Here is a 12,977-nt window from a genome sequence, read left to right as displayed (position 1 = left end):
TCTATTTGCGAAGGCCCGTGGCGGTGACGAGATTGTCATACATCTGCCGGGTCATGCGCGCCATCTGCGGCATCAGCGGAAAAGATTCCGTGACAAGGCGCGGATAGGCCCCTTCGCCACGGTGCTTCTCGAGATTGGCAACATAGCTCGGCAGGGATGACCATCCGGCCACCGTCTGCGGTGTGAACTCGCAATGAAACTGCGTGCTCATGGCGTGATCGCCGAAAGCGAGTGCTTGCACCGGAATTAGTGCGGACGCCGCCAGCACCGCGGCACCTTGCGGAGCGCGTTTCACTTCCGCCATGTGCCATTGCATGACCTTGTGGCTGGGCTCGAGCCCCTGTGTCAGCCGGTGGGACTTCGCCTGCTCAGTCAGCGTCACGTCAAACACGCCAATCTCGCCTTCCGCCGCCGGGCCCACGTCCCCGCCGAGTGCGGTGGCCAGAAGCTGGTGGCCCAGGCAGACGCCGAAATAGGGCCGCGCCCGATCAGCCACCCATTCCCGGATGGCCTGTTTCTCAGCGATGAGCCAGGGGTGAAGGTCCTCTTGCCAGGTATCCTGCGCGCCCCCCAGCACGAACAGGAAGTCATAGGGCGCGAGCGGCGGAATCTCCTGGCCCTCGAACAGCCTCACCTGCTCCGGAACAATGCCATCCTCGGCGAAATAATCGAGGAAGCGCCCCGGATGGTCATGGTCCATATGCTGGAAAACAAGTGCGCGCTTCATTCGGTGACCCCGGTCATGCCCCGGATTTTCTGGCGGGGCCGCGCAAGCGGAATGGCGCAAAATGGAGCGGCTGTCGAGTGGGGAGCGGCAATGCAAAGAATTCGTGTATCGCACCCGCCCTGGGCGGCGCGATGGGGGTCAAGGGAAGGCGGTCAGCGCCAGATCGTCAGACGATCTGCAGGTCCACGGCCTGGGGTCCACGGCCCTTCTTGTCGGGCTGGATTTCAAAGCTGATTTTCATGTTTTCCGACAGTTCCGGAATGCCGGAGCGCTGCACGGCCGTGACATGCACGAACACGTCCTTGCCGCCGCCGTCCGGCGAAATGAACCCGTAACCCTTGGCTTGGTTGAAAAACTTCACAGTGCCGTTCTGGCGCATGAAAGAAGCGTCCCTCATCCAGTCTACGTTGCGCCCAGCGGCCAGCCGCCTTTCGAGGGCTGCGCCGGACTGAAGGCTCAGCCGTGTCTCAATGGAAAGGCACTTTCCCCAGCGGGAATACGGTCTTGGCCAGTTGAACAGCACGGCTGATGTACGGACCTTGCCGCCCGGACAGGTTTGATTATGAGCTACCTATGCGTTCAGGGCAAGAGGGGTCTTCGCCTTTGGCGGAGCTTGCTTTGCCTCGAAAATATGCAAAGTATTCCACTGTTGAGGAGTGGTTTGCATGAGTCGGTTTCTGGGTTTGGTGGGCGCAATACTGGTTGCGGCGCTCAGTGGAAATGCCCTGGCCGGAACCACGCACAGCACCAACTACAGCTATTACACGGTGAATGGCCGGACGCCGGCCGAGATCTACCGGGCGATCCTCAGCCGCGGGCCTGAAGTGAAAGGCAACAAGGCGCTCGCCTCCAGCTCTGCGACGGTACTTCGCAATGGCAGGCTCGTTCAGGCCGCCAACTGCCAGATCGTCGACTTTGGGCTACACATGGACTTCGTCATCAACCTTCCCAAACTTAAGAACGAGGCGGCGCTTCCTCCATCGCGGCGGCAGCTCTGGCGCAATTTCTCACGCTTCCTGAAAGCCCATGAGGAGCACCATGCCGCCCTCTGGCTGGGCTGCGCCGCGGATCTCGACCGGAAGGTCAAGGCGATCAAGGTGAAGTCCTGCAAGCAGGCATCCCAAAAGGTGAACCAGCTGTGGCAGCAAATGCTCGCAAGCTGCGACAAGAAGCAGACGGCTTTCGATAAATCCGAACGCCAGTCGCTGATGAAGCAGCCCTTCATGCGGGGTGCCGTGCTGGGAATGGCTGCCGAATAGGCGGGCAGCCCGCAGGCCTCGCTTAAGCCTGGAGCACCCGTCCCGCCACCGCTTCGAGCTTCTTCAGGAGCGCCGCATCCCGCCGCTCGGGAGCGGTCATGATGGCAAAATCAAGCGCCCGGTCAGACCCCAGCGGACAGGGCTGATGCTCCCGCGGAAAATTCTGCGCGATCCTGGTGATGAGCCGCGCCGCATTGCCCGAATTGGCCTTCAGCACCTCGATCACCTTGGACACATCCACTGAGCCGTGGTCATCGTGCCAGGAGTCATAGTCTGTCACCATGGCAATGGTGCAGTAGCAGATCTCGGCCTCACGGGCCAATTTCGCCTCCGGCATATTGGTCATGCCGATCACCGAGGCGCCCCAGGACCGGTAAAGCTGCGATTCCGCCAGCGTCGAGAATTGTGGGCCTTCCATGGCGACATAGCTTCCGCCGCGGCCATGGGGAATATCCTCCTGCCGCAGCGCCTGCTCCGCCACATCCTGCAGCAGCGGCGAGATCGGGTGGGAGAACGGCACATGGCCCACGCAGCCGGTGCCAAAGAAGCTTTTCTCGCGCGCGAAGGTGCGGTCGACGAACTGATCGACCAGCAGAAACATGCCGGGAAAAAGCTCCTCCTTCAGGGAGCCGACCGCAGACAGGGAATAGAGATCCGTCACCCCTGCCCGCTTCAGGACGTCAATGTTGGCGCGGTAATTGATGGTGCTCGGCGAATAGACGTGGCCGCGGCCATGGCGCGGAAGGAACACCACCGGAAGGCCGCCGATTTCACCGCGCCGCACCGCGTCCGAAGGCGCGCCCCACGGTGAGGAAATCTCCTCCCAGCGGGCGTTGTCCATCGGAATGTCATAGACTCCCGAACCGCCGATGATGCCCAGCACCGATGACGCCATGATCTGCTCCCTCCACGCTCGACGTGGAACATGCCCGAGACTTCCACAAACGAAAAGGGCCCGGAGCAGAACTCCAGGCCCGTGAACAAAGCGTGCGGGTGATCAGTGGACGTCGGCCCAGATCTTCTTCTTCACGAGGTAAAGAAGCAGCGCCAGGATGCCGAGATAGATCAGCACCATGAAACCCAGCCGCTTGCGCTCTTCCATCTTGGGTTCGGCCGTCCAGGCGAGGAAGGCAGAGACGTCACGCGCCATCTGGTCCACCGTCGCCGGTGTGCCATCGTCGAAGGTCACCTGATCGTCGGACAGCGGCGGCGGCATGCCGATCCAGTGGCCGTTGGAGAAATAGGGATTGTAATATTTGCCCTCGGGCTTCTCCGCCAGAACCTCCGGCGTCAGCTGCTCGTCCGGCACATAGCCCGTCAGAACGGAATAGACATATTGCGGCCCGCCGATGCCGTTGATCAGCTGATTGATCGTGCCATACCAGCCGGGGCGGGACTTGGTGATCAGCGAGAGATCCGGCGGATAGGCGCCGCCATTGGCCGTGCGCGCGGCCTGCTCATTGGGGAAGGGCGAGGGGAAACGGTCGGACGGCAATGCCGGCCGCTCGAACATCTCGCCTTCGCCATTGGGGCCATCCTGAACAGTAAAGGTGGCGGCCAGCGCCTTCACCTGTTCGTCGGTGAAGCCAGGCCCACCGGGCTGGGAGAGGTTGCGGAAGGACATCAAGTGCATCGCATGGCAGGACGAGCACACTTCCTTGTAGACCTTGTAGCCGCGCTGCAGTTGGGCCTTGTCGAAGTGGCCGAAAGGCCCTTCGAAGCTGTAGCTGATGTCCTTGGCTGTCTTCTGGATTTCCGAAGCCCCCGCCGCCGTGAAGGTCAGCAGGAGGCCAGCGGCCGCGATGGTGAGTGTCTTGAGCAAGTTCATATCAAATTCCCCCAGATCACTCGGCCGGCACGGCAGCGGTGGACGGACGATGCTTGGCGAGCACAGCGTCCGAGATGGACGCGGGCAGCGGCTTCGGCGTCTCGAGAAGGCCAAGCAGCGGCAGGATCACCAGGAAATGCAGGAAGTAATAGGCAGTGCAGATCTGGCCGACCAGCTTGTAGGTCAGCGCCCATTCCTCCGGATTGGCCGGTTCGTGGCTCAGGAAGTAATTGTCCGGCGCACCTGAGCCCGCAAAGCCCAGGATGATGCAGACGATCACGAAGACCCAGAAGAACTGCTTGAAGATCGGCCGGTAAGTGCCAGACCTCACTTTCGAGGTGTCGAGCCACGGCAGCGCGAATAGGATCAGGATCGAGCTGAACATGGCGATGACTCCGCCCAGCTTGTCTGGAATGGCGCGCAGGATCGCGTAGAACGGCAGGTAGTACCATTCGGGCACGATATGCGCCGGCGTCACCAGCGGGTTGGCTTCCTGATAGTTGATGGCGTGGCCGAGATAGTTGGGCGCGAAGAACACCCAGGCCGCATAGAACATCAAGAAGATCACGATCGCGAAGGCGTCCTTCACCGTGTAGTAGGGGCTGAAGGGGATGGTGTCCTGCGCGCTCTTCACCGATACGCCGGTCGGGTTGTTGTTGCCCGAGACGTGCAGCGCCCAGATGTGCAGCACCACCAGGCCCGCCAGCACGAAGGGCAGCAGGTAATGCAGCGAGAAGAAGCGGTTGAGAGTCGGGTTGTCCACCGAATAGCCGCCCCAGAGCAGCGTCGTGATCGAGTCCCCGACGAAGGGAATGGCGGAGAACAGATTGGTGATGACCTTGGCGCCCCAGAAGCTCATCTGGCCCCAGGGCAGCACATAGCCCATGAAGGCCGTGGCCATCATCACCAAATAGATCAGCACGCCGATCATCCAGAGAACTTCGCGCGGCGCCTTGTAGGAGCCGTAATACATGCCGCGGAACATGTGGATGTAGACGGCGATGAAGAACATCGAGGCGCCATTGGCGTGCATGTAGCGCAGGAGCCAGCCGGAGTTCACATCACGCATGATGTGCTCGACGGACTGGAACGCCATGTCCACGTGGGGCGTGTAATGCATCACCAGCACCACGCCGGTGACGATCTGCACCACCAGCATGAGGGCGAGGATGCCGCCGAAGGTCCACCAGTAATTCAGGTTCTTCGGGGTGGGAAAGTCCAGCGCCTGCGCCTGGACCAGCTCCATCACCGGAAGGCGCGCGTGGAACCACTTTCCGAAGGCTGACTTTGGCTCGTAATTCGATGAATGTCCGCTCATTGAGAAAGTCCTTGCTTAGCCGATGCGGATCTTGGTGTCGGAGAGATAGGCATATTGCGGAACGGCCAGGTTCTCAGGCGCCGGGCCCTTCCGGATGCGGCCTGCGGTATCGTACTGCGAACCATGGCAGGGGCAGAACCAGCCGCCGTGCTTGGTGTTGCCTTCAACCACCGCATATTCGCCTTCATTGCCGATCGGCACGCAGCCCAGATGGGTGCACACGCCCATCATCACCAGGAACTGCTCCTTGCCGCCCACCACGCGGTTGGCATCCGTCGCCGGGTCGCTGTCCGGCAGATTGGCGTTGCGCGCCAGCGGGTCTTTAAGATCCGTGACCGCCACCTTGTTGGCGGCTTCGATTTCGGCCGCCAGCCGGTGGCGGATGAACACGGGGTTGCCGCGCCACTTGATGGTGATTTCCTGGCCTTCCGCGATCGGGGCGAGATCGACTTCGACTGAGGCCAGCGCCAGCACCGAGGCGTCAGGGTTCATCTGATTGATGAAAGGCCAAGCCGTCAGCGCTACGCCGACGGCACCCACGGCACCGGTCGCGATATAAAGAAAATCGCGGCGGTTCGTTTCCGCATGTTCCGCTGTGGACACGTCTCTTGTTCCCTTTTGTTGCCGCACCGCCCCGCAGAGATAGATACGTGGCGGCTTTCCCCGGCGCTCAAACCCGCGACCTTTTGACATTGCGCTTGTGAGAAGTCTAGCCATCAAGTGTCGCAGTTCGCAGGCAATTCCCGCCCGCCCGGACCTTAGGCTAAGAAACAGGAATCATGGTCGAAATCGCCCTTTACCAGCCGGACATTGCCCCCAATGCCGCAACCATCCTCCGGATGTGCGCCTGTTTCGGCCTCACCTGCCGCATCATTGAGCCTGCTGGCTTCGTTTCAGGCGATTCCCAGTTCCGCCGCGCCGGCATGGATTACCTGAAAAAGGCCAGCCTGGTCCGGGATGCCTCCTGGACGGCCTTCCGGGAGGCTACAGCCGGCCGCCGCAGCGTGCTCATCACCACCCGTGCCACCCAGCCCTACTGGGACTTTGCCTTTCAAGCCGGAGACGTGATCCTGATGGGCCGGGAAAGCTCCGGCGTGCCGGACGGCGTGCATGAGAAAGTGGAAGCCCGCCTCACCATCCCCATGCACCCCGGAATGCGCTCCCTCAACGTGGCACTCGCCTGCGCCATGGTCACGGGCGAGGCACTGCGGCAGCTGAGGGGGTGAGCGGCGTGCGCCTTGAGGCCCGCAACAAGCTTTTTATGCTCGGGCCGGTCGTGCCTCGTCCCATTATTATTTTGTCAAACGCGGCACCTGAATGGAGTTTGCAATCGTAACGAACGCATCAGCCAGCTGATTTGTATTCGCTGCCAGCAGGGCATTCGCCGGACTGCTCGCGCAATCCTCCAGAAGCTTGACAGTTGCAGGATCGGTACTCCGGTAAAGAATAGTGTAAACCTCGATTTCCGGATTGGTTGTATGCATGTTGGTGCACAGGGTTCGCGTATCGGTGTTCGCTTGCGCGAGCTTAAGCAGGAACGCTGGGTCGGTCGGATTGCTCACCGCAGGAAAGCCGCCGTTATTATCATCGGGAACAGTTGCGTTGCCACCGTCTGACAGAAAGATGAGGAATTTCCTCACGCCCAGTCTGACGGCATCGGCTTGTGAGACGGCATCTGTAACGGGTTCTTCGTGGGTCAACATGTTCCATCCCCAAATGAAACCTGTCGGCAAATAGGTGTCCCCGGATGTGCGAGAGTTCAATCCGTTAATAGAAGTTGTTATCTGCGACTTGTTGTCATTCAGGGGCGAAATTTCTGGTCCGCATTGAGTGAACACTGTTTGAATTGTCTGGTCTTCGTATGAGATGAAGCCCGGATATCTGTTGGTGTCAGCATTTGAGATTTTCGTCCGGTAGGCTGGCTTACGGACACCCGTGCAACCCAGCCAGGTCAAATTTGCTGTGCAGACTGTTTCCTGTGCAACACACTTATAGCAAGTGTAGCTTTCCCCGTCCCTGGTGCAAGTGTCAGGAGCTATACTGGTGCATTTGCATGTGAGCTGGTCGGCAGGATAGGAAATCCATGGTTTGCCCTTATACCGTGTTCCGAGGTTGATCTGGTCTGAGAACGGAACCACCGCGAACCTCACGCTCGTGCCCGGAATTCTCGCTGCTGCAGTATACAATTTGTCAACCAGATCGGTTGCCGCGGTGCGCAGCGCGGTCATGGAGCCTTGCATCGAAGGGGTAACATCCATCGCGAGAGCAATTTCCATCGGCACGGGGGTACTCTCCGTCGTGGTTGATGCGCGAATTGTTATGGAGGGTATGTCAATGACATTGAGGAACCTTGTGGAAACCTTGCTCGTCGCTGTGATGTTGACTTGCCTGGCACCGTTGTTGATGCTTGTCGTCACATTGAACACGGGCGCCGTCATACCGGGCTGGGTCGGATATAAGCTCGTGAATGTTTCTGCCATTTTTTTCGCATCCACGTCTGTCCCTTCGGTGAGGGCTGCCTTGGCAGCTGCATCAATGTTTTGCTGCAACGTGTCCTGCCGCATTGACGCAATCCCGACGTCCATCGCGCCACCTGCAAGCGAGAGCAGGACAACGAGCAACAGCGCCATGGTTATGGCCACTCCGCCCCGGTTATCAGTCCAAAAATGCCGTGGATGCATGATCAACACCATTGTCTATTTGCGCCTTTTGGTAGCATAATCCCCCTATTCATGCACACTCAAAATGCTATCCCTGGTTTATGGAGAACCCGGCGCGGGCGTTCTTAGGCCAACGGTAGCTGTCCACGGGTGGACAATGCTAAGATCCCGGCGCAGCATCAGGAACAGCCATGACAGACCTCCTCCAGACCCGTCAGACCACCGCCCGCCACTGGTTTGAGCAGCTTCGGGACCGGATATGTGCAGCGCTGGAGGAGATTGACGCAGGGACAAATTTCGAGCGGCGGCCTTGGGAGCGTCCCGATGGTGGCGGGGGCGTCATGTCCATGCTCCATGGCAAGGTTTTCGAGAAAGCGGGGGTCCACACCTCAACCGTACATGGCGCCTTCTCCCCGGAGTTTCGCAAGCAGATCCCCGGGGCGGATGAAGACCCACGCTTCTGGGCCTCGGGCATTTCCCTGATCATTCACCCCTGGAACCCTCATGTGCCCACGGTCCACATGAACACGCGCTTCATCGTGACGACCAAGACCTGGTTTGGCGGCGGCGCGGACCTGACGCCGATGCTGGACCGGAGGCGGGTGCAGGACCATGTGGACACGATCGACTTCCACGCCGCCATGAAATCTGCCTGCGATGCCCATGAGGTGGCAGATTACGATCGCTTCAGGGCCTGGTGCGATGAGTATTTTTTCCTGCCCCACCGGAATGAACCCCGCGGCATTGGCGGCATTTTCTATGATCATTTCAATACGGGGGACTGGGAGAAGGATTTCGCCTTCACGAAGGACGTGGGCCTCGCCCTGCTCGACATTTACCCGAAGCTTGTGCGCCGGAACATGGCGCTGGCCCATACGGATGAAGACCGGGAGGAACAGCTCATTCGCCGGGGTCGCTATGTGGAGTATAATTTGCTCTATGACCGCGGCACGATCTTCGGGCTCAAGACCGGTGGCAATGTCGAATCCATCCTGTCGTCCATGCCGCCCGCGGTCAAATGGCCCTGAGGGGGAAAGAAGCAATGGACCTGCGCAACGGCTTTGACATCAAGCGCTATATCCGCACCATCCCGGATTATCCCAAGCCCGGCATCATGTTCCGGGACATCACCACCCTGCTCTCGGACCTGCACGGCTTTCGCGCTGCGGTGGACGAGTTGGCCTGGCCCTTCCTCAAAGGAGGGATCGACTATGTGGCGGGGATTGAGGCGCGGGGCTTCATCCTCGGCGGAGCCGTGGCGCATAATCTGGGGCGTGGCTTCATCCCCATCCGCAAGAAGGGAAAGCTCCCCTCACGCACCATCGGACAGGACTACGCGCTCGAATATGGCGTGGACACGATCGAGATCCATGCCGATGCCATTCAGAAGGGCGACCGGGTGCTGATCGTTGATGATTTGATCGCAACTGGCGGCACGGCCGGTGCCGCGATTGATCTTGTCCGCAAATCAGGAGGCGAAGTGGTGGCGGCGGCCTTCGTGATCGACCTGCCGGATCTGGGGGGTGCGGCAAAGCTCAAGGCGAAAGGTGTCAAGGTTCATACGCTGGTGAGCTTCGAAGGCCATTAACCTCAGGACGGCCGCTTCGGCGTCAGCACCTTGCCGTCAAAGGAGAAGACGCGTTCGCCCATCTGATTGAAGCCCTCATTCAGCGCGAAGACGAGGCCCCAGCCCGGCCTGGAGTTAAGCTCGCGCTTTCCTGTCACCGTCGTGCGGAAAGAAATCGTGTCACCCGGCGTCACCGGTTTCAGCCAGCGCAGATTGTTGAGGCCGGGTGAGGGTCCGAGCCGGGCCGGCGTCCGGCCCTCGGCCCGCATGCGGTTTTCCGCCTTCTGATTGGTGGCAACATAGCATTTCATCCAGGCCGCGCCCGTGTGCCAGCCGCTGGCGGAGAGAATGCCGAAAGGCCCGTTTCGCGCTGCCTCTTCATCAAGATGAAAGGGCTGCGGATCATAGGCGCTGGCAAATGCGATGATCGCCTCCCGGGTGAAATGATGCTGCCCCAGCTCCACCACCTGCCCAACCTCAATCTCTTCCAGGTAAAGCCCGATCATGGATTGCGCACCTTCATGAACTGGATGCCGGTAATCTCCGTCTTGAGTTCGCCAGCCATGTTGAAGAGTTCGAACTTCATCTTGAGGATGCCCATCTCCGGCCGCTTGGCGGAAACCCGGCGGGAGACAACCGTGCCGCGCCCCGTCAACGTTTCGCCTGCATAGACGGGCTTCAGCCATTTCACCTCTTCCATGCTATTCGAGGCCATGGCGGCGGATGCGTTGGCATAGCCTTCGACGGCAAGCTTCACAAGAAGCGCGCTGGTCTGCCAGCCCGATGCCGCCAATCCTCCGAGCACGGAGTTTTGCGCCGCCTCTTCGTCCACGTGGAAGTCCTGCGGGTCCCATTCCATGGCAAAGGCGATCACCTCCTCGCGGGTGAGGTGATGTGTGCCGAAAGGGATGACGAGCCCTTCGGGGAAGTCTTCGTAGTGCAGCTTCTCTGTGACCACGCCCCGTCCCTCCATTCCGTCATGCCAGCCTTCGCTCAGGCGGCGGAGCTTGACGTTTATGTATTGAACCTGAAATGCATGACGTCGCCATCCTTGACGACATACTCCTTGCCTTCCAGCCGGAACTTGCCCGCATCGCGTGCGCCCGCTTCGCCATTGCCGGACACGTAATCCTCATAGGCAATCGTCTCGGCGCGGATGTAGCCCTTCTCGAAATCCGTGTGGATGACGCCCGCCGCCGCCGGGCCCTTGGTGCCCTTGGTGATGGTCCAGGCGCGCGCTTCCTTGGGGCCAACAGTGAAATAGGTGACCAGATGCAGCAGATCATAGCCCGCGCGGATCACCCGGTTGAGGCCCGGCTCCTCAAGCCCCGCTGACTCGAGAAAATCCTTCTGGTCCTGCGGCGCCATCACCGCAATTTCGGATTCGATCTGGGCAGAAACGACCACGGCCACGGCATTTTCTTCCGCCGCGCGCTTGAACACCCGGGCTGAGAATTCATTGCCCTTGTCGGCCGAGGCTTCCTCAACGTTGCACACATAAAGCACGGGCTTCGATGACAACAGTCCGAGCCCGCGGAAGGTCTTCTCCTCCTCGGCTGTGCGCTCCACCAGGCGCGCGTGCTTGCCCTCGCGCAGCAGCACCAGGGCGCGGTTCATCAGATCGGCCAGCTCTTTCGATTCCTTGTCGCCCTGCTTCGCCTTCTTCTCGATATTGACGATGCGCTTTTCGAGCGAATCCAGGTCGGCCAGCATCAGCTCCGTCTCGATCGTGTCGATGTCCGCGACCGGGTCAATCTTGCCTTCGACATGGGTGATGTCGCCATCCTCGAAGCAGCGCACCACATGGGCAATCGCATCAACCTCGCGGATGTTGGCGAGGAACTGGTTGCCGAGACCCTCCCCCTTCGATGCCCCGCGCACGAGGCCCGCAATGTCAACGAAGGTAAGGCGCGTGGGAATGATCTGGCCGCTTCCGGCAATCTTCGCCAGCACATCGAGCCGCGGGTCCGGCACGGCCACGTCACCCACATTGGGTTCGATGGTGCAGAAAGGATAGTTGGCAGCCTGGGCTGCCGCCGTCTGCGTCAGCGCGTTGAAGAGGGTGGACTTGCCGACATTCGGAAGGCCCACGATGCCACACTTGAAACCCATCAGTCTTCTGCCTTCCTTGGCGGTTTCTCCGGCGCCGGATTGAGCGCCAGATGCACCTTGTTCTGGAATGACCCCTCCTCACCCTTGATGAGGAGCGGTGTTTGATCTGCGGCCGCTTCGATGAGCGGTTCGAGCCAGGCCTGGTCCGACTTTGCGAAATCGCTCAGCACATAGCCATGCACCAGCGCCTTGTGGCCGGGGTGGCCGATGCCCATCCGCACGCGCACGAAATGCGGCCCGCAATGGGCGATCATGGAGCGGATGCCATTATGCCCCGCAGCCCCACCGCCCAGCTTCACCCGCAGCTTGCCCGGCTCAAGGTCCAGCTCGTCATAGAACACGATGACCTGCGAAGGGTCGATGCCGTAGAAGCGCATGGCATCTCCCACGGCGCGGCCGCTCTCGTTCATGTAGGTCAGCGGCTTGAGGACCAGCACTTTCTCGCCACCCAGCAGACCGTCGGAGGTTTCGCCCTGGAAGCGCTTCCGCCACGGCGAAAAGCCATGGCGGTGGACAATCGCGTCCACCGCCATGAAGCCGATATTGTGCCGGTTGCCCTGGTATTTGGAGCCCGGGTTGCCGAGCCCCACGATGAGGTGCATCTGGCCCTCTTGGAGACGAGATTACTTCTTCTTGGCAGGTGCTGCAGCAGCAGGAGCCGCACCCTTGGCAGGTGCTGCACCCTTTGCCGGAGCCGCACCCTTGGCAGGAGCAGCGCCCTTGGCGGGAGCAGCCGCAGCTGCCGGAGCCTTCTGGTTGGTGGCCGGAACGTCCGCCGCAGTGGCGTCCGCCGGTGCTTCCTCTTCCTTCGCCTGTGCGCTGATGGCGCAAAGCGTCACGTCATCGCTCGCGGCGGACGACACGCCTTCAGGCAGCGTGATGTTGGAAAGATGGACCGACTGGCCGATCTGCATGGGGGAGACATCGACCGAAATCTCGTCCGGAATGAGGTTCGCCGAGCACGAAAGCGCCACCGTGTGCGACACGATGTTGAGAGCGCCACCCTGCTTGATGCCGGGGGACAGTTCCTGGCCCTTGAAATGCACGGGCACGTTCACCTTGATGCGGGCGTCCTTGCCCAGGCGCAGGAAGTCGATGTGGACGATGAAATCGCGCACCGGCTCGAACTGCACGTCACGCGGAATGGCGCGGACGGCCTTGCCGTCAACCTCAAGGTCGATCAGCGTCGAGAGAAAACGGCCGGTCTCGATATGGGGGAGAACGTCGCCGTAGGTGAGCGAAATGAGCTGGGGGTCCTGCTTGTCGCCATAGACGACACCGGGGATGAGGCCCGTACGGCGGACTGCGCGAGAGGCCCCCTTGCCTGCCCGGGCGCGCGACGCGGCCTTGAGCTGCACGATCTTGGACATGGTATACTCCTGATATGAATGATCCGCCCGGACTTCCTCCAGGGGTGAACGAGCCAGACGGATGGCCGGGCCTATAGCGGAAGGTCAAGCCGAGCGCAACCCAGGCCGATCTCCGCCTGCGGGGATGACGGCCCCT

16 protein-coding genes are annotated in these 12,977 nt (G+C 60.7%); 4 read left to right on the top strand and 12 right to left on the bottom strand.

What is annotated here, in order from left to right; genetic code table 11:
• Position 1: 1 nt before the first annotated feature.
• Together ACO06F_RS18230 and ACO06F_RS18225 are read right to left on the bottom strand one after the other, a co-directional pair.
• Positions 2 to 727, bottom strand: a complete 726-nt coding sequence (locus ACO06F_RS18230; RefSeq protein WP_421694150.1) for a type 1 glutamine amidotransferase — start codon at positions 725 to 727, stop codon at positions 2 to 4.
• 166 nt (positions 728 to 893) lie between these two features.
• The gene (locus ACO06F_RS18225; RefSeq protein ID WP_421694149.1) at positions 894 to 1,106 is read right to left on the bottom strand and encodes a cold-shock protein; all 213 of its coding nucleotides are present in this window, start codon (positions 1,104 to 1,106) and stop codon (positions 894 to 896) included.
• A gap of 286 nt (positions 1,107 to 1,392) precedes the next feature.
• On the opposite strand from ACO06F_RS18225, the gene ACO06F_RS18220 reads away from it, so the two are divergent.
• The gene (locus ACO06F_RS18220) at positions 1,393 to 1,986 is read left to right on the top strand and encodes a DUF922 domain-containing protein (protein ID WP_421694148.1); all 594 of its coding nucleotides are present in this window, start codon (positions 1,393 to 1,395) and stop codon (positions 1,984 to 1,986) included.
• Positions 1,987 to 2,008: 22 nt separating this feature from the next.
• Here ACO06F_RS18220 and ACO06F_RS18215 read toward each other — a convergent pair whose 3' ends face one another.
• The 4 genes from ACO06F_RS18215 to petA all read right to left on the bottom strand — a co-directional run bounded on the left by ACO06F_RS18215 (position 2,009) and on the right by petA (position 5,735).
• Positions 2,009 to 2,881 carry an S-methyl-5'-thioadenosine phosphorylase gene (locus tag ACO06F_RS18215; protein ID WP_421694147.1) on the bottom strand — a complete coding sequence of 291 codons (873 nt, stop codon included), beginning with the start codon at positions 2,879 to 2,881 and terminating at the stop codon, positions 2,009 to 2,011.
• A 102-nt stretch (positions 2,882 to 2,983) separates the two neighbouring features.
• Positions 2,984 to 3,814: a cytochrome c1 gene (locus ACO06F_RS18210; RefSeq protein WP_421694146.1), complete on the bottom strand. Its 831-nt coding sequence runs from the start codon at positions 3,812 to 3,814 to the stop codon at positions 2,984 to 2,986.
• Positions 3,815 to 3,830: 16 nt separating this feature from the next.
• Positions 3,831 to 5,132, bottom strand: coding sequence for a cytochrome b (locus tag ACO06F_RS18205; protein WP_421694145.1), 1,302 nt, complete (start codon positions 5,130 to 5,132; stop codon positions 3,831 to 3,833).
• A gap of 15 nt (positions 5,133 to 5,147) precedes the next feature.
• Positions 5,148 to 5,735 carry a ubiquinol-cytochrome c reductase iron-sulfur subunit gene (petA, locus tag ACO06F_RS18200; protein ID WP_421694144.1) on the bottom strand — a complete coding sequence of 196 codons (588 nt, stop codon included), beginning with the start codon at positions 5,733 to 5,735 and terminating at the stop codon, positions 5,148 to 5,150.
• A gap of 176 nt (positions 5,736 to 5,911) precedes the next feature.
• Here petA and ACO06F_RS18195 point away from each other — a divergent pair, with 176 nt between their 5' ends.
• Complete coding sequence (locus ACO06F_RS18195) at positions 5,912 to 6,358, top strand: tRNA (cytidine(34)-2'-O)-methyltransferase (RefSeq protein ID WP_421694143.1); 447 nt, start codon at positions 5,912 to 5,914, stop codon at positions 6,356 to 6,358.
• 66 nt (positions 6,359 to 6,424) lie between these two features.
• Here the strand turns inward: ACO06F_RS18195 and ACO06F_RS18190 are convergent, their stop codons facing one another.
• Entirely contained in the window at positions 6,425 to 7,762 is a 1,338-nt protein-coding gene (locus ACO06F_RS18190; protein ID WP_421694142.1) for a hypothetical protein, read from the bottom strand.
• Positions 7,763 to 7,983: 221 nt separating this feature from the next.
• Here ACO06F_RS18190 and hemF point away from each other — a divergent pair, with 221 nt between their 5' ends.
• A complete protein-coding gene (gene hemF, locus ACO06F_RS18185) occupies positions 7,984 to 8,820 on the top strand; it encodes an oxygen-dependent coproporphyrinogen oxidase (RefSeq protein WP_421694141.1) in 837 nt (278 codons plus the stop codon).
• A gap of 14 nt (positions 8,821 to 8,834) precedes the next feature.
• Positions 8,835 to 9,380 carry an adenine phosphoribosyltransferase gene (locus ACO06F_RS18180; RefSeq protein WP_421694140.1) on the top strand — a complete coding sequence of 182 codons (546 nt, stop codon included), beginning with the start codon at positions 8,835 to 8,837 and terminating at the stop codon, positions 9,378 to 9,380.
• Positions 9,381 to 9,382: 2 nt separating this feature from the next.
• On the opposite strand, the gene ACO06F_RS18175 is transcribed toward ACO06F_RS18180, so the two are convergent.
• Genes ACO06F_RS18175 through ACO06F_RS18155 form a run of 5 tightly spaced genes read right to left on the bottom strand, consistent with a single transcriptional unit; the run spans position 9,383 to position 12,841 of the window.
• The gene (locus tag ACO06F_RS18175) at positions 9,383 to 9,865 is read right to left on the bottom strand and encodes a MaoC family dehydratase (RefSeq protein ID WP_421694139.1); all 483 of its coding nucleotides are present in this window, start codon (positions 9,863 to 9,865) and stop codon (positions 9,383 to 9,385) included.
• Complete coding sequence (locus tag ACO06F_RS18170; protein WP_421694138.1) at positions 9,862 to 10,317, bottom strand: MaoC/PaaZ C-terminal domain-containing protein; 456 nt, start codon at positions 10,315 to 10,317, stop codon at positions 9,862 to 9,864. Before ACO06F_RS18170 ends, ACO06F_RS18175 begins: the two co-directional genes overlap by 4 nt.
• Positions 10,318 to 10,373: 56 nt before the next feature.
• Entirely contained in the window at positions 10,374 to 11,471 is a 1,098-nt protein-coding gene (gene ychF / locus ACO06F_RS18165; protein WP_421694137.1) for a redox-regulated ATPase YchF, read from the bottom strand.
• The gene (gene pth / locus ACO06F_RS18160) at positions 11,471 to 12,073 is read right to left on the bottom strand and encodes an aminoacyl-tRNA hydrolase (protein ID WP_421694136.1); all 603 of its coding nucleotides are present in this window, start codon (positions 12,071 to 12,073) and stop codon (positions 11,471 to 11,473) included. Before pth ends, ychF begins: the two co-directional genes overlap by 1 nt.
• Positions 12,074 to 12,094: 21 nt before the next feature.
• Positions 12,095 to 12,841, bottom strand: a complete 747-nt coding sequence (locus tag ACO06F_RS18155) for a 50S ribosomal protein L25/general stress protein Ctc (protein WP_421694135.1) — start codon at positions 12,839 to 12,841, stop codon at positions 12,095 to 12,097.
• Positions 12,842 to 12,977: the final 136 nt, after the last annotated feature.

It is taken from the genome of Aestuariivirga sp., from assembly GCF_965227715.1.
Lineage (GTDB): Bacteria > Pseudomonadota > Alphaproteobacteria > Rhizobiales > Aestuariivirgaceae > Aestuariivirga.
The sequence above is the reverse complement of the archived record's forward strand: the minus strand, read 5'-3'. Positions and strand labels throughout refer to the sequence as shown.